At 66.6% G+C, this 24,419-nt stretch carries 19 protein-coding genes; 5 read left to right on the top strand and 14 right to left on the bottom strand.

Features of this window, described 5'->3' with window-relative positions; translation table 11 throughout:
• Positions 1–82 precede the first annotated feature (82 nt).
• Positions 83–1,738, top strand: a complete 1,656-nt coding sequence (locus ACEN9K_RS05660; protein ID WP_223993944.1) for a sensor histidine kinase — start codon at positions 83–85, stop codon at positions 1,736–1,738.
• 19 nt (positions 1,739–1,757) lie between these two features.
• Here ACEN9K_RS05660 and ACEN9K_RS05655 read toward each other — a convergent pair whose 3' ends face one another.
• The 11 genes from ACEN9K_RS05655 to ACEN9K_RS05605 all read right to left on the bottom strand — a co-directional run bounded on the left by ACEN9K_RS05655 (position 1,758) and on the right by ACEN9K_RS05605 (position 16,545).
• Positions 1,758–3,011, bottom strand: coding sequence for an McrC family protein (locus ACEN9K_RS05655; RefSeq protein ID WP_223993942.1), 1,254 nt, complete (start codon positions 3,009–3,011; stop codon positions 1,758–1,760).
• Positions 2,998–5,229, bottom strand: a complete 2,232-nt coding sequence (locus ACEN9K_RS05650) for an McrB family protein (RefSeq protein WP_495635329.1) — start codon at positions 5,227–5,229, stop codon at positions 2,998–3,000. Before ACEN9K_RS05650 ends, ACEN9K_RS05655 begins: the two co-directional genes overlap by 14 nt.
• Positions 5,230–5,299: 70 nt before the next feature.
• Positions 5,300–5,557 (bottom strand): PLDc N-terminal domain-containing protein, encoded by a 258-nt coding sequence (locus ACEN9K_RS05645; protein WP_026265820.1) that lies wholly within the window; start codon positions 5,555–5,557, stop codon positions 5,300–5,302.
• Between the two features lie 98 nt (positions 5,558–5,655).
• Positions 5,656–6,072, bottom strand: a complete 417-nt coding sequence (locus ACEN9K_RS05640) for an acyl-CoA thioesterase (protein ID WP_018769608.1) — start codon at positions 6,070–6,072, stop codon at positions 5,656–5,658.
• Between the two features lie 110 nt (positions 6,073–6,182).
• Positions 6,183–8,219, bottom strand: a complete 2,037-nt coding sequence (locus ACEN9K_RS05635) for an ABC transporter ATP-binding protein (protein WP_056389187.1) — start codon at positions 8,217–8,219, stop codon at positions 6,183–6,185.
• 41 nt (positions 8,220–8,260) lie between these two features.
• Positions 8,261–9,994 (bottom strand): ABC transporter ATP-binding protein, encoded by a 1,734-nt coding sequence (locus ACEN9K_RS05630; protein ID WP_223995117.1) that lies wholly within the window; start codon positions 9,992–9,994, stop codon positions 8,261–8,263.
• Positions 9,995–10,227: 233 nt separating this feature from the next.
• Positions 10,228–12,456, bottom strand: coding sequence for an MDR family MFS transporter (locus ACEN9K_RS05625; protein WP_134165618.1), 2,229 nt, complete (start codon positions 12,454–12,456; stop codon positions 10,228–10,230).
• On the bottom strand, positions 12,449–12,943 hold the full coding sequence (locus ACEN9K_RS05620) for a MarR family winged helix-turn-helix transcriptional regulator (protein ID WP_018769604.1): 495 nt from the start codon (positions 12,941–12,943) through the stop codon (positions 12,449–12,451). The genes ACEN9K_RS05625 and ACEN9K_RS05620 overlap by 8 nt, the downstream gene beginning before the upstream one ends.
• Positions 12,944–13,098: 155 nt before the next feature.
• Entirely contained in the window at positions 13,099–14,787 is a 1,689-nt protein-coding gene (locus ACEN9K_RS05615; protein ID WP_144601266.1) for a thiamine pyrophosphate-binding protein, read from the bottom strand.
• A 4-nt stretch (positions 14,788–14,791) separates the two neighbouring features.
• On the bottom strand, positions 14,792–15,856 hold the full coding sequence (speB, locus tag ACEN9K_RS05610) for an agmatinase (RefSeq protein WP_018769602.1): 1,065 nt from the start codon (positions 15,854–15,856) through the stop codon (positions 14,792–14,794).
• 113 nt (positions 15,857–15,969) lie between these two features.
• Complete coding sequence (locus ACEN9K_RS05605; protein ID WP_488315035.1) at positions 15,970–16,545, bottom strand: helix-turn-helix domain-containing protein; 576 nt, start codon at positions 16,543–16,545, stop codon at positions 15,970–15,972.
• 258 nt (positions 16,546–16,803) lie between these two features.
• Here ACEN9K_RS05605 and ACEN9K_RS05600 point away from each other — a divergent pair, with 258 nt between their 5' ends.
• Positions 16,804–18,324 (top strand): sodium:solute symporter family protein, encoded by a 1,521-nt coding sequence (locus tag ACEN9K_RS05600; protein WP_018769600.1) that lies wholly within the window; start codon positions 16,804–16,806, stop codon positions 18,322–18,324.
• Positions 18,325–18,415: 91 nt separating this feature from the next.
• Here the strand turns inward: ACEN9K_RS05600 and ACEN9K_RS05595 are convergent, their stop codons facing one another.
• Positions 18,416–18,637 (bottom strand): hypothetical protein, encoded by a 222-nt coding sequence (locus ACEN9K_RS05595; protein ID WP_018769599.1) that lies wholly within the window; start codon positions 18,635–18,637, stop codon positions 18,416–18,418.
• Between the two features lie 266 nt (positions 18,638–18,903).
• Here ACEN9K_RS05595 and ACEN9K_RS05590 point away from each other — a divergent pair, with 266 nt between their 5' ends.
• Positions 18,904–20,064 carry a VIT1/CCC1 transporter family protein gene (locus ACEN9K_RS05590; protein WP_056389060.1) on the top strand — a complete coding sequence of 387 codons (1,161 nt, stop codon included), beginning with the start codon at positions 18,904–18,906 and terminating at the stop codon, positions 20,062–20,064.
• A gap of 3 nt (positions 20,065–20,067) precedes the next feature.
• Here ACEN9K_RS05590 and ACEN9K_RS05585 read toward each other — a convergent pair whose 3' ends face one another.
• Positions 20,068–21,201 (bottom strand): LOG family protein, encoded by a 1,134-nt coding sequence (locus tag ACEN9K_RS05585; RefSeq protein WP_495635328.1) that lies wholly within the window; start codon positions 21,199–21,201, stop codon positions 20,068–20,070.
• A gap of 266 nt (positions 21,202–21,467) precedes the next feature.
• Between ACEN9K_RS05585 and ACEN9K_RS05580 the strand changes: the two genes are divergently transcribed.
• Both ACEN9K_RS05580 and iolB read left to right on the top strand, forming a co-directional pair.
• Positions 21,468–22,208, top strand: coding sequence for a GntR family transcriptional regulator (locus ACEN9K_RS05580; protein WP_056389192.1), 741 nt, complete (start codon positions 21,468–21,470; stop codon positions 22,206–22,208).
• Between the two features lie 17 nt (positions 22,209–22,225).
• Positions 22,226–23,119, top strand: coding sequence for a 5-deoxy-glucuronate isomerase (gene iolB, locus ACEN9K_RS05575; protein ID WP_018769595.1), 894 nt, complete (start codon positions 22,226–22,228; stop codon positions 23,117–23,119).
• 13 nt (positions 23,120–23,132) lie between these two features.
• Here iolB and ACEN9K_RS05570 read toward each other — a convergent pair whose 3' ends face one another.
• Complete coding sequence (locus ACEN9K_RS05570) at positions 23,133–24,335, bottom strand: MFS transporter (protein ID WP_495635327.1); 1,203 nt, start codon at positions 24,333–24,335, stop codon at positions 23,133–23,135.
• Positions 24,336–24,419 lie beyond the last annotated feature (84 nt).

Below are 24,419 nucleotides of genomic sequence, written 5' to 3'. Positions count from 1 at the left end.
GTGCCAACGTCAGAAGTATAGCTGGCTGCGGATATCCTGCTGGTATGGCCCTGCAAACCCCCACATCCGCGTCTTCCACCCCATGAGCGACCCCACAGCCTGGTCCTCCGGACGGCTGCGGTTTTTCAAGCGGCCCTTTCACGAGTACCGGCTGACGGACCGGGTGGCCATGAGCCAGATGCCGTTGTTCGTGACCACCATCCTGACGGCCCTGCTGGTCTGGGCGTTCTTCCCGGACACCATGGACAACCCCCTTTTCGTCACGTTCCTCATCTCCCAGCTGGCGATCATGGCGCTGTGCTACCTCATCCCCTGGGAGCGCCTGCCCTACACCAGCTTCCTGGCCATCCCCCTGCTGGACTTCATCTCGATCGCCGCCGGCCGGGAGGGCGGACAGGAAAGCCTCGCGGGTATCAGCCTGCTGGCCGTGTTCCCGGTCATCTGGCTCTGCGCGTCGGGCTACTACCCGCGGGCCGCCTTGTGGCTCTCCTTCCTGGGACCGCTGGCCATTATCTGGGTGCCGTTGCTCCTGAAGGGAAACTACACGCCACAGGACTTTGCCCGGTCGCTCCTGCTGCCGGTCATGATGCTGGGCATTGGCGTCTCAGTGAGCGTCCTGACCCTGAGCATGATGCGCCAGCAGACGCAGCTGGAGGAAAAAGACGAGCAGCTGCGGGCCAACCTGCGCATCAGCAAGCGCCAGGAGGCCCTGTTAAACACCGTGCTGGAAACCGTGCACCTGGGCGTCCTTGCCGTCGACGCCGACGGCCACGACGTCCTGATGAACCGGAAACAGCGCGCCAACCATGAACTGGCCAGGCCAAAGAATATCGCGGACCCCAACGAGTCACAGCTGCTGGTCTTCGGCCCTGACCGCAAGACGCTGGTCGCCGTGGAGGAGCGGCCGGTCCGCCGGGCCGTCCTGGGGGAAACCTTCACCGATTACCTCGTCTGGCTGGGCGAGGGGAAAGAACAGCGGGCCTTTGTCACGACGGCACGCGCCATGAAGGATTCCGATGGCAACCTCGGCGGCTCTGTCATCGTCTTCAGCGACGTCACGGACCTGGTGAACGCGCTCACCGCCAAGGACGACTTCGTCTCCAGCGTCTCCCACGAATTCCGCACGCCATTGACCTCCATCCTCGGGTACGTGGAGATCCTGCTGGCCGATGAGCTGGAAGGGCCGCAGCGCGAGATGCTGGAGATCATCCGCCGGAACTCCGAGCGGCTCCTGACCCTGGTGTCGGACCTGCTGTCCAGCAGGAACGGCCAGTTGATCGTCACGCCCCACGCCGTCGATGTGGCCGAACTCGTGCGCAGCAGCGTCTCCTCCGCGATGCCGCGGGCCGCCGCCGCCGGCGTCGAACTGCGGGCCGAAACCCCGGAGCGCCTGGAAGCTCACGTGGACAGCGCCCGGATCTCCCAGGTCCTGGACAACCTGGTGTCCAATGCCATCAAGTACTCCCCGGACGGCGGCGAGGTGGTGGTGTCGCTGGCGCAGGAGGACGGCCACGTGGCCTGCCGCGTCACCGACACCGGCATGGGGATGAGCCCGGAGGACGCCTCCGAAGTGTTCGCCAAGTTCTTCCGCACCAGCAGCGTCCGCCGCACCGCCATCCCCGGCGTGGGCCTGGGCCTGCCCATCAGCAAGGCGATCGTCGAGGCACATGGCGGCACCATCGGCGTCGACAGCACGCTGGGTGAAGGGACCACCTTCATGTTCCGGGTGCCGGTGTAGCGGCCCCGCGCCCACGGGGTTACCTGGCCGGGCCTGCGGGGGCAGGACGCGGGTGGGAAACCACCTCGCCCCAGGACTGGCGGACGAGGTCCCTGACGGAGGCAAGGATGGCCGACGGCGGCTGGCTGAGATCCAGCGGGAACTCCACGATGTCGATATCGGTGTTAAGGATGCGGCGGAGTTTCATTTCGCCCTTGCCGGCATAGACGAGCCAGGCGGTGGGTACGGCCAGCGCCGTGCAGTGCGCCAGCATCTGGTAATGGTCTGCGGTGAGGGACGCACCGGCGTCCGACGCGGCCCGGTACTTGGCGTTGTACGCCACCACCGGCCGCCCACCCAGCAGGTGGACAGCATCCGGGCGCACGGACAGGCGGTCCGAGTCGCGCACCGCCTCGCTGAGGAGGGCGTTGTACCGCAGCCGAAGCTCCCCCGGATACGCGGCCATCGCCGCCCGCAGTGCGGTTCCCACGAAGTCCCCGAACACCTGGGCCATGTCCACCACGAACGAGGCCGTCCGCTGCCTGCCCTCCCCCGCTTCCGCGGACGCGTTGCGCAGGATCAGCTCCGCCAGGCGCAGCACGGCGTGGTAGCGCAGGTTCATCCTGGTGGGCTTCCACGGCGGCACCGGCGCCCCGGACGGAAGGCGCGTGACGGCGTCGAGCTTTCCCTTCAGCTGCCGCAGCCTGCCCAGCACCTCCGGCCGTACCCCCGGCACCTGCCCCATCCGCTCCAGCGCAGCGCGCAGGATCCGGTTTTCCGCGATGTCCTCGGTGAACTCGTCGTAGGAGACCTCCAGGGGAACCAGCATCCCGGGACGGCGGGAGATCTGGTCCGAAATCCGGATGCGTCCCTTGACCGTCCGCAGCGACTCGTCCACGGTGAGGTAGCCCTGCAGGACACCACGGCCCAGGGCCCCTTCGGCCAGCTGCGCCAGCGACTCGGCCAGGGCGCTCCACAGGTCACGGTCCTCGTCAGCGGCCACCAGGTCCGGCCGGAAGCCCTGATCCCCCGCATAGCTGAGGAGGAAGAGGAGCCGGCTGAGCCCCAGCCTGTCCTTGGGCCGGACGTCCAGCTGGAGCGTGGGGGTCCGGACGGAGCCCACCTTGCCCACTGGTTCAATCCTGTACAGCCCCATGCCCATGGGGGATGCCTTGGCCAGCCCGCTGGAGTTCAGGAAGGAAGCACTTGGCGCGTCCAGCCGTTCCACCAGGCCGCCTGACAGCTCGTCCAGGACCAGGTGCCGCACGGACGCCCGGGGATCAGCGCGCTGCAACGCGTCCCAGCAGCTGGTCCAGCCCGAAGCGCTCCTCCAGCTGTGCCCGCGTGAGCTGGCCGTGGTAGTGCTCCTCCAGCAGCGGCATCAGCTCATACTTCCAGATCCGGCGGAGCCCGGCCGGGGTTTGGGCCGCTGGCTTCATGAAGTAGGACGGCCCGATCATCAGGTCCCGGTCCCACTCGTCGATGGCACCGTTCAGCGCATCCAGCAGCAGCGCCGGGGTGGTGTCCAGCTGCCGGGCCTGCAGGAACCGGAGCAGGGAGCCGTTAACCGGCTCGGTCTGCGGGTGCAGCTCAATGAAGGAGAACCGGCGGCGGATGGCTGCGTCCATCATGGCGATGGAGCGGTCCGCAGTGTTCATGGTGCCGATGATGTAGAGGTTGTCCGGCAGCGTGAACGGTTCGTTGGGGCTGTACTGCAGGTAGATCCGGTCGTCGCGGTATTCCAGCAGGAAGTACAGCTCGCCGAACACCTTGGCCAGGTTGGCGCGGTTCATCTCATCGATGATCAGGAAGTACGGCTTCTTCTCGTTCCCGGGCTTGGCGGCTTCCTCCGCCAGCCTGCGCAGCGGGCCAGCCACCAGCTTGAAGGACACCTGGCCCTCGTCCGTCTTGTCCGGCCGGTAGCCCTCGAAGAAGTCCTCGTAGGCATAGGACGGGTGGAACTGGACCAGCTTGACGCGCTCGTCGGTGGTGTCGTCCGCCAGCTCGGCGGCGAGGTGCTTGGCCAGGTAGGTCTTGCCGGTGCCCGGAGGGCCGTAGAGGACCAGCTGGCGGTTCTCCTCCAGCAGGTCCGCGATCTCCTGGAGCGGTTCCAGCTCCATGTGCAGCGACGCCGCGAATTCCTGCGTCAGCGGGCGGAAGCCCTCCTGGACAGGCTGGACGACGGCGGCACCGTCAGTGTCGCCGTCGGGCTCGGTTTCCGCCTCGGCAGGCAGCAGCGCCTGCAGCGCCTGGACCACCCGGGTCACGTCCACCACGATGCCGGGGGTGGCGAGCTGGCGCTGGACGTGCCGGGGAAGGCTGGTGGTGGTGTGCCCGTCGTCGAACCAGCGCACCTTGCGCCGCAGCCGGCGGTTGTCGTCGTTGTACTCGGGCTCCCCCAGCACGCCGCCCAGCCGGACAGTTCCGGCGTGCTGGTAGAGCACCAGATCACCCGGTTTCATGACGGTCAGGAAGGCAAACACCGCAGTCTTGGTGTCCTCGCGTTCCACGTAGCCCAGGTGTTTGTAGTCCTCGTCCACGGCGTGCTGGACCAGGCCGGCGGTGACGCCGGGGTCCAGGTGCCGGAGATGTTCGACGTCGAGGGTCACCTTTTCCTCGCCGTGCCAGGCCGTGAGCAGCTCGGCGTGGTCGCTGTGCGTGCGGAGCAGCCAGGCCCGCCGGCCGGGGTCGCCCACTTTGCGCCACTGGCTGACCAGCTGGCGGGAGTACCAGTCCGTGCGCTGGCCCGCCTGCTCGTCCAGGTGCAGCCGGATGCGGTGGATGTCCGCCGTGATGTCCTCTTCGCTGTCGCCGTTGGCCCCGCCCACCAGCGACGCGAACGCGTCCCGGATTTCCTGCCGCTCCACGTCCGCCACCACCGGCTCGAAGTAGCTGGGCCAGGCCAGGAACTCAATGCTGCGGCGGATGGCGGGCTGATCGTCGGGAGTTGATGCAGCGAGGCGGTGGAACTGCACGGGGTCCTTGATGGCCGCCTGCACCACGCTTGCCGGCCGCTGCGCCACGTTCTGCACAAACCGGCACAGCCACTTCAGGTGGTCCCAGATGGTCCAGTTGAATTCGGCGGTCCGATCGCGGATCACGCCGTGGTCCGTCATGCCGGCGTACAGCTCCTCGGGAAGCTCCAGCGGCGGCTCAAGCCAGCCCGCGGCCTCGGCCACGCGGGCGCGCTTGACCTTCAACGACTTCACTTCGTGGGCCAGCGGAAGCGACTGCAGGAACAGCAGCTCCACGGCCAACTGCTTGGCCCCGCGGGTGGCGCCCTCCAAGTTCTCGCGGAGGTTGGTCATCATCGGGGCCTTGGAGTCGGCGATGCCCCGGTCCAGGCGGTCGAGCAACTCCGCGGCCGCCGGAACCGACCAGGTCCGGGTGCGGCCGTCCAGGGGTGAAGCCTTGCCTTGGAGACCGGGCCCCAGCACGAACCACGCCGCATCCTCGATCTCCTTGGAGATGCCGAGGGCGCGGGTCATGGCAACAGTGGCAGTGGGGGTCATGCCTCCAAATTTACAGGGTCAAGCTGGGCGGCCGCTCCAAACCGTCCGGCCGCCCATCCGCCATGCCGGGCTAAATGCCGGTGGCGGGCCGCTTCCTGCCGAAGACGAAGTACCCCATGGGGCCGATGAAATTGATGAACGAGGCCGCCCGCCAAACAGCCTTTGGGCCGTTAATCAGCTCGGCGGGCCTGCGCGAGATGTCCCGTTGGGCGGCAACCAGCAGGGACACCTGCATGATCGCGGTAAGGATGATGCCCGCCCTGCCGGATGGGGACATTTCCTTCCATGTCTTCTTGTTCCGGCGGCCATGGGTCTTGTTCTTTGCCATCTTGTTTTTAGCCATCTTGTTTTTAGCCATCGGGGCTTCCTTTCACCGTTCGCTGGTTGTTCCAGTCCAGTGTGTCCAGACCGGCCCTGTCCAGAGGCTTACTGCCTGTAGGGGGCCATCCGTTCCTTTTGTTCCTGGCTGAGTCTCTGCACCCGGCCGGTCGTTTCGTCCACGAACGCCAGGTGGCTGCTCGCCTTCACGCAGTCCTCGCGGGTGACGGGGTCCTGGAGCAGGTAGTGGATATCGAAGCTGGCTCCCTTGACGGCGCCGATCCAGAGCTGCACCACCGCCGGAATGTTGCGGTACTCCAGCGTCCGGACGTAGCGGATCTTGTGATCCACTACCAGCGCCATGGTTCCGGCCGGAACGTCGTTGAACAGCGATACCGGCGGCTCCACACCGGGCAGACCCGCGCCCCGGGGCGGCCCGAAGGCGGCGATCCTCGCCTCCTCCAGCATCCTGACGATCTGGACATTGTTGATATGGCCGTAGGCGTCCATGTCTCCCCAGCGCATCGGCACCAGGACCTCAATGCGCTTACCGCCGTCCGGCCCGGCCCCTTCCGCGGCCTCCCGTCCGTCTTCCTGCCGCTGCAGCCGCTGGGCTGCCTCGGCCTGCTGGGCGCTCAGCTGCGCACCGCCGTCGAATCGTCCACCGGTACTTCTCCGGCATCTGCACCCGCGAACTGTGACATGTAGAGGCGGTGGTAGGCGCCCCGGGCGTCGAGCAGCACCTGGTGGTTGCCCTGTTCCACGATTTGTCCGTTTTCCATGACCAGGATGGTATCGGCATCGCGGATGGTGGAGAGCCGGTGGGCGATGACGAAGCTCGTGCGGTCCGAGCGCAACGCGGCCATGGCCTTCTGCACCAGGAGTTCGGTGCGGGTGTCCACGGAACTGGTGGCCTCGTCCAGGATCAGCAGCGAGGGGTTCGCCACGAAAGCACGGGCGATGGTGATGAGCTGTTTCTCGCCGGCGCTGACGTTGTTGCCCTCCTCGTCAATCACGGTGTTGTAGCCCTCGGGCAGGGCCCGCACGAAGCGGTCCACGAAGGTGGCCTTCGCGGCGGCCATCACCTGCTCGTGCGTGGCGTTGAGGTTGCCGTAGCGGATGTTGTCGTAGATGGAGCCGCCGAACAGCCACGCGTCCTGGAGGACCATACCCACTTTGGAGCGCAGCTCGGAGCGGCTGAGGTGCGTAATGTCCACGCCGTCGAGCATGATGGAGCCGGCGTTGAGCTCGTAGAACCGCATAACCAGGTTCACCAGCGTGGTCTTGCCGGCGCCCGTGGGCCCCACAATCGCCACTGTGTTGCCGGGCTCTGCCGTGAAGGACAGGTTCTCGATGAGCGGCTTGTCCGGGGTGTAGCTGAAGGTAACGTTCCGGAAGTCCACATGCCCGTCGGTCTTCGGCGGCAGGTGTTCGGTGGCGGTCTCGGCGTCCTGTTCGTCGGCGTCCAGGAATTCGAAGACGCGCTCGGAGGATGCCACGCCGGACTGCAGCATGTTGGCCATGCCCGCCATCTGGCCCAGGGGCTGGGTGAACTCACGGGAGTACTGGATGAACGCGGTGGCATCACCCAGGGACATGGCGCCGGATGCCACCCGCAGGCCGCCCACCACTGCGATGCCCACGTAGCTCAAGTAGGAGACGAACTGCATGACGGGGAAGATGATTCCGGACACGAACTGCGCCCCAAAGCTTGCCTTGTAAAGGGCCTCGTTGCGTTCCTCGAACCGGGCCAGCATGTCCGCATCGCGGCCGAAGACGCGGACCAGGTCGTGCCCGGAAAAGGACTCCTCGATCTGGCCGTTCAATGACCCGGTGTTCTTCCACTGGGCAGCAAAGAGCTTCTGGCTCCGGACTCCGATCAGGCCAGCGGCCACCCCGGACAGCGGAAGCGCGATCAGGGCAATCAGGGCCAGCTGCCAGGAGACGATAAACATCATGATCACGATGCCCACCACGCTCAGCACGGAATTGACCAGTTGGGCGAAGGCCTGCTGGAGTGCCTGCTGGATGTTGTCGACGTCGTTGGTCACCCGGGACAGCACGTCGCCGCGCTGCCGGGTGTCGAAGTAGTTCAGGGGAAGCCGGTTCAGCTTGGCCTCGGTGTCATCACGCAGCCGCCGGATGACCTTCATGACGATCCGGTTCAGCACGTACCCCTGCAGCCACATGAAGATGTTCGCCACGAAGTACATGAGCAGCACGATGGCGATGAGCATGGTGAGCTTGTCGAAGTTGATGCCGGTGCCGGGCACAAGTTCCATGCGGGCCACCATGTCCGCAAAGTTGTCCTGCCCCTGCTGCCGGAGGCCGGCAACGAACTGCTCCTTGCTGGCCCCGGCGGGAAGTTGTTTGCCAACCACCCCGGCGAAGATCACGTCCATGGCCTGGCCCAGGATCTTGGGGGCGATGACGTTGAGGACCACGGAGATGACCACCAGGCCCACCACGGCATAGATGCCCAGCGCTTCGGGCTTCAGCAGCCCCATGAGACGTTTGGCAGACGGCCAGAAATGCTCGGCTTTCTTGGCCGGCATGGCACCGAACATGCCGCCGTCGGCTTCGGTGGGCTGGAACTCCTCTTCGACGTAGTCGTCATCCTCCGGCTGCCCTGCGCCCGGTTGTGCCTCCCCCGCGGGCGGCTGGACGGACATTGGCGTCTCTTCCACGGGACTGGAGTCCTTCTTGCGCGGGCTCATGCCACTTCCTCCACACTCAGCTGGGATTCAACGATTTCCTGGTAGGTGGGTGAGGTTTCCAACAGTTCCTCATGGGTTCCACGGTCAACGATCCGCCCGTTGTCCAGGACCAGGATCTGGTCAGCCTCGGTAATGGTGGAGATCCGCTGGGCCACGATGATCACCGTGGCGTCCGAGGTGGTGCGTTTGAGGGCGGCACGGAGCCGGGCGTCGGTGGCAACGTCCAGGGCGGAGAAGGAGTCGTCAAACAGGTAGACGCGCGGTTTGGTCACCAGCGCGCGGGCGATGCACAGGCGCTGGCGCTGGCCGCCGGAGACGTTGGTGCCGCCCTGCGAGATCCGGGAATCGAGTCCGTTCTTCTTTTCCCGGACAAATGATTCACCCTGGGCTGTCCGGAGCGCATCCCACAGTTCCTGGTCGGTCGCCTCGGTCTTGCCGAACCGGAGGTTGTGCCCGATGGTGCCGGAGAACAGGTAGGGACGCTGCGGCACCAGGGCGACGCGTTTGGTGATCTCCGCGCGGTCCAGCCTGTCCACCGGGACGCCGTCAAGCAGCACCTGGCCTTCTGCGGCGTCGTACAACCGCGGCAGGAGGGAAAGGAGGGACGTTTTGCCGGCACCGGTTGACCCAATGATGGCGATGGTCTGGCCGGGGCGTGCAGTGAAGCTGATGTTGCTAAGCACCGGGGACTCGGCTCCCGGGTAGGCAAACGTGACGTTGCGGTACTCAACCACGCCTTGCAGGGAGGCCGGGGCTTCGGGACGCTCGGGGTCGTGGATGGAAGGTTCGACGCCGAGCACCTCGCCGATGCGGTCAGCACAGACTGAGGCGCGCGGGATCATCATGGCCATGAACGTGCCCATCATGACGGCCATCAGGATCTGCAGCAGGTACTGCAGGAATGCGGTCAGCGAACCCACCTGCATGGCACCGGCGTCCACCCGCTGCCCGCCAAACCACAGCACAGCGGCAGTGGACAGATGCAGGATCATGCTGATGGCCGGGAACATCAGGACGAACAGGGCGCCGATGCGGAGGGAGACGTCCGTGAGTTCCTTATTGGCGCCACCGAACCGGTCCGTCTCATACGGTTCGCGGACGAAGGCCCGGACCACGCGGATACCGATGATCTGTTCGCGCAGGACGGCGTTGATCCGGTCGATCTTCCGCTGCATGGAGCGGAACAGCGGCATGAGGCGGACCACCAGGTACCCCACCACCACGGCCAGCAGCGGGACGGACACCCACACCAGCCAGGAGAGGTTGATGTCCTCACGCAGCGCCATGATGATGCCGCCGATGCACATGATGGGGGTGGCGACCATGAAGTTCAGCGCCATCAGCAGGAGCATCTGCACCTGCTGGACATCGTTGGTGCCGCGGGTGATGAGCGTGGGAGCGCCGAACGCGTTGACGTCCTTGGCGGAGAAGCTGGTGACTTTGCGGAACACCGCGCGGCGCAGGTCGCGGCCCACCGCCATGGCCGTCCTGGAGCCGAAGTAGACGCCGGCAATGGCCGCAGCTATCTGGGCGAAGGCCACCAGGAGCATCACTGCACCGGTGCGCCAGATGAAATCGGTGTCTCCGCGGGCCACCCCTTCGTCAATGATCTGCGCATTCAGGCTGGGCAGATACAGGGCGGCAATGGTGGACGCGAGCTGGAAAACGAGGACAGCCAGGATGTACGGCAAATACGGTTTGGAGTAGCGCCGTATAAGGGTGAGGAGCATGGACTCAACTCTAGTGATGCCCACCGACATTGGGTCCCCTTGGAAGCAGGTTTTCCGGCCGGAGCCACTGGTGGAGGGCCAGTCTACGGGGGCACCATGGGCAGCGGCATTCCCCGCAGTCCGCAGTAGAAGCCGCAGCCCGCACCGGGAAGTGTCTTCCCGGTGCGGGCTGCGGCGTTGGTGTTGCCGGTGCGGGGGGCCGCGCCCTGCTGTCGATGGCCTGCCAGGCGCTGCTAGGAGCCGGCCCCGGCGGACGGAGCCTCGGCTGACAGGGCATCGGCTGACAGGGCATCGGCTGACGGTGCGTCAGGCGCTGCGGCACTGTGCTTCCCGCGCCCTGCCAGGTACAGCGCGGCCGCTGCCTGGATCTTTCGCTCCTTCAGGAGCTTGCGCTGCATCCTGCTGAGCTCTGCCGCGGTGGCCGCCTGCCTGGCCGCCACGTCCTGCTGGGAGCGCAGCTGTTCCTGGATGTCCAGCACCAGGCCGCCCAGTTCCGCCTGCTGGCGGGCCAGCAGGTGCTGGGTGTCCTGCAGTTTCTGCAGGGTGGCGGCGGCGCTGGCCACCGCGTCGGCAGCCTTGTCCATCGTGTCGGCAGAGCGCAGGTCCAGCCCTTCGGAACGGAAGCTCCTGGCGAAGACTTCCTCGAAGTCCTCCGTGGCCACCCGCCCGGAAGCCGCGGCAGCAGCGGCAGCACCGCCGTCGTACATCTTGGCCGGCGCTGAACCCAGCCCTGCAGGTGTGGCACTCCTTGCGGGCAGTCCGTTCCCGGGGGCGTTCCCGGCCGGCGGGACCACGGGCAGCTGGCCGGTCATGGCGGTCATTCCGGCTTCGCCGGCGGCGTTGGCCTGCAGTGTGGCCTCGGGGGTGATGTCCACGGTCCTGCGCAGCGGCACCTCCTTGATGAAGATCACGGCGATGAGGGCAACCGCGCTCACGACCGCGGAAATCATGAAGATGCCGGCAGTCGCGTCACCGTAGGCCGCCCGCATGATGTCCGCGACCGGTGCGGGCAGGTCCTTGAGGTCCATGCTGGCGCCGCTGTTGCCGGAAGCCTGGATGCCCAGCTTCGACAGTCCATCGGTGGCCAGGTCCTTGACGTGGTTGGCCATGACGGCGCCCAGGACGGACACGCCGATGGCGCCGCCCACCGAGCGGAAGAACGCGACGGAGGCACTCGCGGAACCGATGTCCTTGGCCTGGACCGTGTTCTGCACGGCGAGGACCAGGTTCTGCATCAGCATGCCCAGGCCGATGCCGAAGATGCCGGTATAAAGGCCGGTCAGCCAGAGTTCGGTGGTGTGGTCCATGGTTCCGGCTAGCGCCAGGCCGCCGATCAGCAGGACGGTGCCGCCGATCAGGAAGCGCTTCCACTTGCCGTAGCGGCTGATCAGCTGGCCGGACAGGACGGAACCGACCAGGTTGCCGGCGATCATGGGCAGGGTCAGCAGGCCCGCCTCGGTGGGCGTGGCGCCGCGGGCCACCTGGTAGTACTGGCCCAGGAAGGTGGAGGAGCCGAACATGGCCACGCCCACGGCAACGGATGCCACGATGGCCAGCGCGGTGGTGCGTTCGGAGATGATCTTCAGCGGGATGATCGGCTGCGAGACCTTGGATTCAACCAGGACCAGCAGTGCGAGCAGGAGGACGCCGCCGCCCACCATTACCGCGGTCTGCCAGGACCACCAGTCGTAATAGTCGGCTTTGCCTGCGAAGGAGACCCAGACCAGGAGCAGGCTGACGCCGGAGGTGAGCAGGATGGCACCGAGCCAGTCGATCTTGGCCGGGCGCTTGATGTGCGGAACCTTGAGCGTGACCTGGAGCAGGATCAGGGCGACGACGGCGAGCGGCACGCAGACGAAGAACGTCCAGCGCCAGCCAAGCGAGCTGTCCACGATGAAGCCGCCCAGCAGCGGTCCGCCGGCGGTACCGACGGCCATGACGGCACCCATGTAGCCGGAGTACTTGCCGCGTTCACGCGGCGGAATGATGGAGCCGATGATCGCCTGGGCCAGGGCAGTCAGCCCACCCATGGCGATGCCCTGGATCACGCGGGCGGTGAGCAGGAACGGGATGTTTTCGGAGAAGCCTGCCATCACCGAGCCGGCCACGAAAATCACGATGCTGAGCTGGACCAGGACCTTTTTGTCGAAGAGGTCGGCGAGCTTGCCCCAGATGGGGGTGGTTGCTGCGTTGGCCAGCAGCGCGGCTGTGATGACCCACGCGAAGTCGGTCTGGGTGCCCTTGAGCTCGGACATGATGGTGGGCAGCGCGTTGGCCACGATGGTGCTGCTGAGGATTGCGGTAAAGAAGGCAGCGAGGAGACCGGTCAGGGCCTCCATGATCTGCCGGTGGTTCATGGGTGCGCCGGGTTCGTGGCGCTTGGATTGCCGCGACTCCTGTTTGGCGCTGCGTTGGCGCTGGCGCTCCTGTTCCTGGTCCGCGGCGGCGGTGACGTTAGCCATTAATGGACTCCTGCGTTTCGTGTTCAATGGTGGTTCCGGCCGCCCTTGCCCGGATGGAATTCTTCAGGGATGTGGTGAGCTTGCTCAGCATCGCGGCTGTTGCCACGGCGTCGTCCTCGTTCCAGTCGGCGAGGTAGGCCTGCAGGGTCTCCGCCCGGTGCCGCACCAACTCCGCAAGCTTTTCCTTGCCGCGCGGGGAGAGTGCCAACAGCTGGGCCCGGCCGTCGTCCGGATCCGGGGTGCGGACCACCAGGCCCGCGTCCGCCAGCTCCGCCACATGCCGGCTCAGCACCGGAGGGCTGACCCCCAGCCGCTCAGCCAGGTGCGCGGCACGGGTCTCCCCTTCGCCGATGAACTTGAGCACGCCCTGGAGGGCGATGCCCGTGTCCTGGCCCTTGATGTTGATCATGGTGACGCAGCGCAATGCGCGCTGGAGGTCATAGATGTTGCTGACGAGGTCGGCTGCAGTGGCCGGTGCGACAGACATGATCCTCCCTAAAGAATTAGTTGCTGCAAGCAACTGTATCAGGAAAAGGTTGCTTAGGGAAACGAAGTTGTTGCCGCTGGCGCTTAAACACACACGCTCCCCCACTTCAGCCGTTGTGGCAGAAGTGAGGGAGCGTGTGAGCGTTATTGGCTACATCAGTCGCCCAGGTGGGTGGGCCCGAACATCTTCAAAAGCGTCTCAACCACGACGACGTTGGGCCCGTCCCCGGCGAAGCCCGCCTTCAGCGCGTCCCCCACATCCTCCGGGGCAACCCGGGTGGCGGGAATGCCGAAGGACTCGGCAAGCCTGACGAAGTCCGGGCGGGCCAGTTCGGTAGCGGTTGCCTTGCCGAAGGCACCCACCATGTATTCACGCAGGATGCCGTAGCCGCCGTCGTCCACGATCAGCCAGGTGACCGGCACGTTGTGCTGTTTCGCCGTAGCCAGTTCGGCGATGGAATACATCGAGGAGCCATCGCCGGACACGGCGAGTACCCGGCCCGGCCTCCCCTGGGTTTCCAATCCCACGGCCGCTCCAATGGCGCCGGGAAACGCGAAGCCCAGGCCGCCGGCGCCCTGGGCTGAGTGGAACTGCCCCTGCCGCGCGTCCCAGCAGGACCAGCCCCAGTAGGCGGCGATGGTCATGTCCCAGAAGGTCTGCATGTCCGCCGGCACGGCCTCGCGGATGTCGGCCATGAACTTCAGTTCCTTGCCCAGGTCCTGGGATTCCAGCCGGGCACGGACCTTGGCGAGCGATTCCTGCACCAGCGACTCCGGCGTGGCGCCATGCCAGTCCGGGGCCGCGGCCCTGCCGGGCTGCAGTGCTTCATCAAGAGCTGCGAGCGCCTGCCCGGCGTCGGCACGGATGCCAAGGCCAGGCCGGTTGGATTCCAGCACCCGCGGTTCGGCGTCGATCTGGATGATCCGCCCGCGTGGTTCGAACGTGAAGTAGTTGGACGTCACCTCGCCCAGCGAGGAGCCGATCACCACCAGGACGTCGGCGTCCTCCAGGACGTCGGTCATGTAGCGGTCCTCGATCCAGGCCTGGAGGGACAACTCGTGGTTCCAGGGGAACGCGCCATTGCCGCCCGGCGTGCAAATCACGGGAGCGCGGAGTTTCTCCGCGATGGACAGCAGGGACTTCTCCGCCTTGCCGCGGCGGGTGCCGCCTCCTGCAATGATTGCCGGGCGCCTGGCTGCTTCCAGCCACTTCACGGCCTCCCGCACCAGTTCGATCCGCGGCGGGTTGTCCGCTGCCTCCGCCAAGGCATCCTCCACTGGAGGCACCATGATGGGATCCAGCAGCACGTTTTGCGGAATCTCCAGCCAGACCGGGCCCTGCGGTGAGGAGATGGCCTCGGTCCAGGCGTCCTGGATGGCGGACGGGATGCCCGAGGCATGCTGGATCAGGCGCTGGCTCTTGGTTACGTTCGCCGCCGACGCCTTCTGGTCATCAAGCTGGTGCAGCATGCCCTTGCGCCGGGCACCCAGCCCCTCCAGGGGAATCTGGCTGGCCACCACCACCATGGGCACACCCGTGGCGTAAGCCTCCTGTAGGCCGGCCAGGGACGTCAGCGCGCCGGGGCCGGTGGACAGGAACAGCACGCCCACTTCCCCGGTGGCGCGGGAGTAGCCGTCCGCGGCAAAGGCGCTGTTGTTCTCGATCCGGGAGGAGACGAAGTGCAGGTTGCCGCGTCCCATCGCGTCGAACAGTCCCAGGGCATGCTGCCCCGGGATGCCGAACACCGTCTTGGCACCCAACGCTTCGAGGGTCTCGACGACGAGGTCCCCGCCATTGCGGGCACCCCTTCCCTCCGCGGGGGCGGGTGCCGCCAGTTCGGTCACCGCCCTACTCCTTGGTGGCCGCGGCGAAGCCGGCGGGACGGCGGGCCTCCTGGCCCAGGGCCTGCGCCTGGTAGCCCGTTTCGGCTCCGAAGCGGCTCCCGGGAACGGCATTGTCCGCCATGAGGGTCACCAGTTCGTACGCCACGTGGCTGGCGGCAACACCGGTAATTTCGGCATGGTCGTAGGCGGGCGCTACTTCAACGACGTCGGCCCCCACCAGGTTCATGCCGCGGAAGCCGCGGATGATCTCCAGGAGTTCGCGGCTAGTGATGCCGCCTGCTTCCGGCGTGCCGGTGCCCGGTGCGTGTGCCGGATCCAGGACGTCAATGTCCACCGAGATGTAGAGCGGGCGGTTGCCGATCCGGTCGCGGACCTTGGCGACGGTTTCCAGCACGCCCTGATAGTAGACGTCCGCTGAAGTGACAATGCCAAACCCAAAGCGGTGGTCGTCGTCGAGATCCTTCTTGCCGTAGAGCGGGCCGCGGGTGCCGATGTGGCTGATGGCTTCAGTGTCCAGGATGCCTTCCTCCACCGCGCGGCGGAAGGGCGTGCCATGGGTGTATTCGGCGCCGAAGTAGGTGTCCCAGGTGTCCAGGTGGGCATCGAAGTGGAGCATGGCAATGGGCCCGCCGGCGCGCTCGGCAGCGGCCCGCAGCAGCGGCAGCGCGATGGTGTGGTCCCCGCCCAGGGTCAACAGCTTGCTCCCGGCGGCGGTGAGGTCCAGCGCGTTCTGCTGGATGGTTTCGATGGCTTCGTTGATGTGGAACGGGTTGACGGCCATGTCGCCGGCGTCGGCCACCTGGATGTTCTCGAACGGGCTGACATCCCAGGCGGGATTGTAGGGACGCAGCAGCCGGCTGGCCTCGCGGACATGGTTGGCGCCGAAACGGGCCCCGGGGCGGTAGGAAACACCTGAATCGAACGGCACCCCCACCACGGTCACGTCAGCCTTGGCCACCTGGTCCAGGCGGGGAAGACGGGCATAGGTGGCAGCTCCGGCATAGCGGGGAATCCGGGATGAATCGATAGGGCCAAGGTTGCCGTTGGCTTCAATGCGCAGCTCTTCCAATGGAGGCCTCTCCTTCGAGGAGGTAAGGGACAGGTGTGACTGCAATCATACACTCCTGTTTCCCTTAGAGCATCAGGTGTTTACCAAACCTGCCCCCGAACCCCGAGGACAAGTCAGCGGCTGGCGGCGGGCACCAGGACCCAGAGCACCTCTACGGGCTTGTCCGTGGGGTTGGCCCAGGTATGGGGTTCGCGGCCGGGAAAGGTTACGGTGTCGCCGGTGCTCAGGTCGTATTCCTCGTTGGTGAGGATCAGCTTGATGGACCCCTTGATCACATGCAGCACATCCACGTCGCAGTCCACCGCATAGAGCTCGGACTCGCCGCGGCCGTGCGGCTCGATCACGGCCTGGATGATCTGGACCCTGCGCTCCGAGCGCGCCGTCAGGAGCCGCTCCACGATGCCCTGGCCGCCGAGCGAAATCCGGGGGCCGTCGTTCCGCTTGGTCAAGTGGGTCTCGGGTGCCGCAAAAAGGTCGCCAATGGAAATGGACAGGACCTGGCAGAGCGTCACCAGTGAGGCCACCGACGGTGAGGTCAGGTCCCGCTCCACCCTGCTGAGGAAACCCTTTGTCAGGCCGGTGGCATCGGCAACCTGCTCGATGGTGAGCCGCTGGGACTGCCGGGCGGCCCGGATCCTTGAGCCGATGGCAACAGGGACGTTACTGGGCTCAACTGGCAGTGCCTTCATCTACGAACCTTTCATGGCCGGCAGTCCGGCTCCACTCTCGAGCCATACTAATCTGCGGCGCTTTTGTGACACGCGCATGCCACACGGGAGCGGCACCGGCGTTCCGATCCTTGACTGTTGCAGCCGTCACACTCTAGTCTTTGGAAACTCCTGTTGCCTATAAGGCAATACCAGGAACCCCTCTCCGTTCGTCCGCGGCGGTGCCGGGCGCCGTCGCCCCCGGCACCACACCCGGCCCACAGCTCCAAGGAGCCAACTATGGATGCAAGTGCCATCAACATCGCCATCGTGGTGGTGTATCTGCTCGCAATGCTGGCCTTCGGCTGGTGGGGCAAATCCCGCACCAGGAACAACAGCGACTTCCTCGTTGCCGGCCGTCGCCTGGGACCGTTCCTGTACACCGGGACCATGGCCGCCGTCGTCCTCGGCGGGGCGTCCACGGTGGGCGGCGTGGGCCTTGGCTACAAGTTCGGCATCTCCGGCATGTGGCTGGTGGTGGCCATTGGCGCCGGCGTCCTGCTGCTGAGCCTTCTCTTCGCCGGGACCATCCAGAAACTGAAGATCTACACCGTGTCCCAGATGCTCACCCTCCGCTACGGGAGCAAGGCCACCCAAGCCTCCGGCATCGTCATGCTCGCGTACACGTTGATGCTCTGCGCCACGTCAACCGGCGCCTATGCCACCATCTTCGTCGTGCTGTTCAACCTGGACCGGGCGCTGGCCATCGCCATCGGCGGCGCGATCGTCCTGGTGTACTCCACCATCGGCGGCATGTGGTCCATCACCCTTGCGGACCAGGTCCAGTTCGTGATCAAGACGGTGGGCATCTTCTTCCTCATGCTCCCCTTCACCCTGAACGCCGCGGGCGGCCTCGACGGGATCCGCAGCCGCGTGGATGCCAGCTTCTTCCAGATGGACGGCATCGGCGTCCAGACGATCATCACCTACTTCGTCGTCTACACCCTGGGCCTGCTGATCGGCCAGGACATCTGGCAGCGCGTGTTCACCGCCAAGACCCCAAGGGTGGCCCGTTGGGGCGGCGCCACCGCAGGCATCTACTGCATCCTCTACGGCGTGGCCGGTGCGCTGATCGGCATGGCCGCCAACGTGGCCCTGGCCAACGTCAAGATCGCGGCGAAGGACGACGTCTACGCCGAGGTGGCCCAGAACCTGCTCCCCGTCGGCATCGGCGGACTGGTCCTGGCCGCCGCCGTGGCTGCCATGATGTCCACCGCGTCCGGCGCCCTCATCGCCGCCGCCACCGTTGCCCGTGCCGACGTCCTGCCGTTCGTTGCCGGCTGGTTCGGCAAGGACGTCAACACCGGCGACACCGAAAACCCGGAACACGACGTCAAGGCCAACCGCATCTGGGTCCTGGCGCTGGGCATTGTGGCCATCGTCATCGCCATCATCACCAAGGACGTGGTAGCGGCCCTGACCATTGCCTACGACATCCTGGTGGGCGGCCTGCTGGTGGCCATCCTGGGCGGCCTGGTGTGGAAGCGAGGCACCGGCGTTGCTGCCGCCGCGTCCATGGCTGTCGGGTCGGTCATCACCCTCGGCACCATGATCATCCTGGAAGTGAACGCCAAGGCCCCGCTGGACGGGATATACGCCAACGAGCCCATCTACTACGGCCTGATCGCCTCCGCGGTTGTCTACATCACGGCTTCGCTGCTCACCCGCCCCACGGACCCCGCCGTCATGCGGGCCTGGCAGCTTCGTGTTGCCGGCCAGGAGCCGGAAGAAGCGCCCGAGGAAGTCCTCGCCGGCCGCTGACCTGACCAAGCATTAAGCACGACGGCGGCGCCTCCTTTCGCATTCACGCGCAAGGAGGCGCCGCCGTCGTAAGTCCTACCCTCCTGGGTCCCTACCCCTCAGTGTCGCGGGGCTCGTCGTCATCCAGCGGGACCTCGCGGTCCTCGGCGTCGATGACTATCGGTGGCGGCTGGACCACCGGTTCCCCTTCATCAAGGACCCCGTCCTCCGCGTCCGCATCGTCTACCGGTGCATCCTCGGCGTAATCGTAGGCGGGGTCCGCTTCCACGGCGTCCAGGTGCGGCATGTCCGGGTGCTGTCCGGTGGTGCTCATGATTCAACCTCCGTTATTCGCCTGACGTGCTCTTTAGGGTAGGGCGCAGGATGCGCCACACCTTCATCACAGCACCCGCCGGGCGGACGGGTCAATAGTCGTGGCGGCGCCCGGAAGAGTGGCCAACGGGGGCGGTATCGGCCCCGGTTTTAAGGCATACCGAAAGTTCCCAGCGAGGTTTGCCAGCCAAAAAACCGCGGAAATACGCAGTACGCTGGCAAGGCAAAGGCGCGATAATCATGCCCTTTCCAGCCCAGGAGTTACCAGTGTCGCAGCACGCCCAGTCCAACAACGTCGGGTCCAATTCCCGGACCCCGCACCCGGAGGCCGCCGGCACCCCGCAAAGCCAGCCCTCGCCGTCGAACATCAAACGGTGGCGCCAATACCTGGCGGACGAGCGCGCGGAAGCAGCGGTCTACCGGGACCTCGCCCAGAACCGCGAGGGGGAGGAACGGGACATCCTCCTGGCCCTGGCCGAGGCCGAAGGCCGGCACGAGGCCCACTGGCTGGCCCTCCTGGGAGAGCACGCGGGCAAACCAAAGAGGGCCTCGGCGCGAAGCCGGTTCCTGGGGTTCCTGGCGCGGCACTTTGGCTCGGTGTTTGTGCTGGCCCTCGCCCAGCGCGCCGAGGGCCGCTCCCCCTACGCCAAGGACCCCAACGCCACTCCGGCCATGGCTGCCGATGAGCAGATCCATGAGGAAGTGGTGCGCGGCCTGGCCACCCGCGGCCGCAATCGCCTGGCCGGTACGTTCCGCGCAGCGGTCTTCGGCGCGAACGACGGCCTGGTCAGCAACCTCTCCCTGGTGATGGGCATGGCGGCGTCCGGCGTGGCCAGCACCGTGGTGCTGCTGAGCGGCATCGCCGGGCTGCTGGCCGGTGCCATGTCCATGGGCGCCGGGGAATTCATCTCCGTGCGTTCCCAGCGCGAGCTGCTGGCGGCGACCCGCCCCACGCAGATCACGCTGGCGGCCGCGCCCCAGCTGGACCTTGAACACAACGAACTCCTCCTGGTGTACCTGGCCCGCGGGATGTCCCGCGAGGCGGCGGAACACCGGGTGGCCGAGCGCATGGGGCTGCTGTCCTGCGACTGCGACCCCAGCCTGTCCCTGCAGCCGGATCTGCCGGAGGAAGAGGACCAGCACGAGGCCGTGGGGACGGCCTGGGGTGCGGCGCTGTCCAGCTTCTGCTTCTTCGCCTCCGGCGCCATCGTGCCCATCCTGCCGTTCCTGTTCGGCCTGACCGGGGTCGCCGCATTGGTGGTGGCCGGGGTGCTGGTGGGCATCGCCCTGCTGGCCACCGGTGCCGCCGTCGGCCTGCTGTCCGGCACCTCCCCGCTGACCCGCGGCCTGCGCCAGCTCGCCATCGGCCTCGGCGCCGCCGGCATCACCTACCTGCTGGGCCTGCTCTTCGGCACGGCGGTCGGATAGGGCTCAGCCCCGGAGGACCTGCACGGCCTGATCCACCGTATCCACCAGGTGAATGTAGTCCGCCATGGGCCGCCCGGCGGCCAGGCTGCGCAGCATGGGCCAGGCCGGGTACTCCTCCTCCCAGTGGCGCCGCCCCACCAGCACCATGGGCGCCACTTTCTCGCGGGCGCCATAGTAGTTTTCGCAGGCGTCCTGGAAGATCTCCTGGACGGTCCCGGCTGCTCCGGGCAGGAAGACGATTCCGCCGTGGCACAGTTCCAGCAGGATGGCCTCCCGGATGGCGTTGGCGAAGTATTTGGCGATGTGCGTGGCAAAGTAGTTGGGCGGTTCGTGCCCGTAGAACCAGGTGGGGATCCCCAGGGATGCAGTCCCGCCCGGATGGCGTTCGACGACGGCCGCCGCCGCGCGTGCCCACGCCGACACCGAGGGACGGAACCCGGGGACCGCGGCAAGCGTGCCTAGCGCTGCGTCCAGGTCGCCGTCGGACGCCTGGCTCAGGTAAGCGCCCAGGTTGGCCGCTTCCATGGCGCCGGGCCCGCCGCCGGTAGCCACCGAATACCCCTGGCGGGCCAGGAGCCTGCCCAGCCGTGCCGCCTCCGCGAACTCCAGGCTGCCGCGCGGCGCTGCATGGCCGCCCATGACCCCGACGATGGAGCGGCGGGTCCAGGCCGCCGACCCCGTCAGCTCTTCCAGCGCGTCCCCGATGGCATGGTCGTGCAGGGCAGAGGCCAGGGTCGCATCCACGCGGCGCCGCTGGCCGGACTGGATGCTCCAGTGGTAGATGCGGGCGTCCGGCAGTTCCTCGTAGGGAGACGATGCCAGTCCGGCATACAGTTCAGCCGGGGAGTACAGCGATGCCCGGTAGGGGTCGAAGGGGACGCCTTCCAGCCGGGGAAAAATCAGTGCACCGCGGCTGCGCAGGTTGCCTTCCATGCCGTCGTCGAACAGGCAGCCGAGGAACATGGCACCTTCGACGGTGACGCTCTTCAGGGCGGCCGACCGGCCCCGCAGGTCCAGCGACTGCGCGTGCCAGCCATGCAGGTTAACTGCGCCGCCGGCCACCAGGCGGTCGAAGCTGGCCAGATCCTGGACCTCGAGGTTGCGGGGACGGGGACCAAGGCTTCCGGCGAAATTCACGGCTGCCGCCTTCCAGTCCACATCATGGAGCCAGCCTAGGCCACGCAACGCAACGCTGGCCGGACCTTGTTGCCTCTCAAATTCTCCCGGGGACCGGAAGCCTGCCACCGCGCCTGCTTCTGCCTGCCTCCCTTGACCCGGGAGTAGCGCCTGTTACGATCGTGGAAGAAGAGTATGTCCTATCAAGCGAACATATGGTGGCAGTGCGCCACTGGCGCAGGCGCCGGTCGGGCGGACGCGCAGACATGAACATGAGGGAACGCACCGTGGCGAACAATCTGGGACTCAGCATCGACCGCTCTTCTCCCGTACCCCTGTACCACCAGGTGGTCCAGGGCATCGAAGCGGCCATCTACAGCGGGGTGCTGGAACCCGGAAGCCGGCTGGAGAACGAAATCGACCTGGCCGCCCAGCTCAACCTGTCCCGGCCCACCATGCGCAAGGCCATGGACGAGCTGGTCCGCTCCGGACTCCTGGTCCGTAAACGCGGCGTGGGAACCCAGGTGGTCTCCAGCCAGGTGCGCCGTCCGCTCGAGCTTTCCAGCCTCTACGACGACCTCACCAACGACGGCAAGAAACCCACCACCGAAGTCCTGAGCTTCTCCCACGTTGAAGCCGACGACGCCACCCGGGCAACACTGCAGCTTCCGGCAGGCTCAAAGGTCTATCACTTCACCCGGCTCCGGAAGGTAGGCGGCAATCCGCTGGCCCTCATGGAGAACTGGGTTCGGGACGACATCGCGGAAATGGATGAGGCCATGCTCGCCGCTGAAGGTCTGTATTCGATCCTCCGGCGCGGCGGGGTCAACTTCCGCCTGGCCAACCAGCGCATCGGCGCCGTCAATGCCAACGACTACCAGGCCTCCATGCTGGACACGACGCCGGGATCCGCGCTGGTCACCATGGAACGTACTGCCGTCGACGACACCGGGCGGCGCGTGGAAACGGGCCACCACGTGTACCGCGCCGATTCCTACAGTTTTGAAATGACTCTCGTACAGCGATAATCCAAGGAGCCAACTCCATGACCAACTGGGTTTACCCCCTGGGCACCGCCGCTGACGGCAAATGGGACATTTCGATCGGAACCTCCGACTCCTCCCTCGCCGTGGACGGCTGGGCGCACACCGGCCTGAAGGTGGCCACGGTGCCGGCCGGTGCCGCCGTCGAACTCTCCGCCGCGGACGAGGAACGGATCGTGGTGCCCCTCAACGGGGCCTTCACCGTGACGGTTGACGGCACCGACTATCCCCTGGCGGGCCGGCCCTCGGTCTTCTCCGGGCCCAGCGACGTCCTTTATTCCGGCGCCGGACGCGCCGTGAGGATCAAATCCGCCGACGGCGGCAGGGTGGCAGTGGCCACGGCCCCCGCGAAAGCCTCCTACCCCACCCGGCTGGTCCATGCCGCGGAGACCCCCGTGGAACTGCGCGGCGCCGGCAACTGCTCGCGCCAGGTCCACAACTTCGGCACCCCGGCAGCGCTGGAGGCCGACCGGTTCATCGTCTGCGAGGTCCTCACCCCCGCAGGGAACTGGTCTTCCTACCCTCCCCACAAGCATGACGAGGAAAAGGACGGCGAGACCCAGCTCGAAGAGATCTACTACTTCGAAACCCAGGTGGCGTCCGGCTCCGCAGCGCCACCCGACGCCGACGCCATCGGGTACCAGCGCGTCTACGCCTCCGATGAGCGGCCCATCGATGTGTCGGCCGAGGTGCGCACCGGCGACGTGGTCCTGGTCCCCTACGGCTGGCACGGCCCGGCGATGGCCGCGCCCGGCTACGACCTCTACTACCTCAACGTCATGGCAGGTCCGGGCCCGGTGCGGGAATGGCTGATCAGCGACGATCCCCACCATGGCTGGGTGCGTCAGACCTGGGAGACCCAAAACATCGACCCGCGGCTTCCGTTCGGTGCCTAAGGAACCCCGCCGCCTAGCGGCTGGCCAGCTCCTCGACAGGCACCGGCACCTGGCCTTCAAGCTGCCGTTCCCGCTTGGCCGCGGCGGCGGCGAACGCCATGACGGCCAGGCCCGCAACGGTGATCACGGCGCCCGCCCAGATGGGTGAGGTGTAGCCGAGGCCGGCGGTGATGGTGACCCCTCCCAGCCAGGCGCCCAGGGCGTTGCCCACATTGAAGGCACCGATGTTGGCGCCGGAGGCCAGGGTGGGAGCCCCGGAGGCGTACTTCATCACGCGCATTTGCAGGCCCGGCACGGTGGCGAAGCCGAAGCCGCCCATCAGGACCAGCGACATGACCGCCAGGACAGGGCTGGAGGCCGTCAGAGCGAACACCACCATGACCACGGCCAGCGCGGCGAGCACCACCAGGAGCGTCCGGTCCACGTTGCGGTCTGCGGCTTTGCCGCCAAGGGTGTTCCCGGCGAAGAGGCCCGCCCCGAAGACAATGAGCAGCCATGGCACGGTGGAGGCCGCAAATCCGGACACCTCGGTGAGGGTGTACGCAATGTAGGTGAACGCGCCGAACATGCCGCCGAAGCCGAGGATGGTCACAAGGATGGAAAGCCACACCTGGCCGGAGCGGAAGGCCCGAAGCTCGGAGCGGAGGCTTCCCGCCTGCCCCGCTTCACGGGCCGGCTTGGGAACCAGGGCCAGGATGCCGGCGAGCGCAGCCACGCCAATGACCGTGATGGCCCAGAAGGTGGCACGCCAGCCGGCCGCCTGGCCCAGCAACGTCCCGAACGGCACGCCAAGGACGTTGGCCGCGGTCAGTCCCGTGAACATGAGCGCGATGGCGCCTGCCTTCTTGCTGGGCGGGACCATGCCGGCCGCCACCACTGCTCCGATGCCAAAGAAGGCGCCGTGCGAGAGGGCGGCAACAACGCGGCCCAGCATCATTGGCCAGTAACCGTCAGCAGTGGCGGAAAGCAGGTTTCCGGCAATGAACAGGACCAGCAGTGCGGCCAGTACGGGCTTGCGCTGGAATCGCGTCACGGCTGCCGTCAGGCCCAGCGCGCCCACCACCACGGAGAGTGCGTAGCCGGAGATGAACCAGCCGGCCTCCGCTTCGGTGACGCCAAAGTCGGTTGCCACCTGCGGGAGGAGGCCGGCGATGACGAATTCCGTGAGTCCTATGCCAAACCCGCCCAGGGCGAGTGCTATCAGGCCAACAGGCATGCGAATGCTCCTTTGAGCTGTACGTGTGGTTGTTCCGTGAAGTGGAAGGCGCCTAAGATAGTTGCAGGCGCGGTATTTATTGTT

The organism is Pseudarthrobacter sp. Pseusp20 (assembly GCF_059492155.1).
This window is presented reverse-complemented; position numbering and strand designations above follow the sequence as displayed.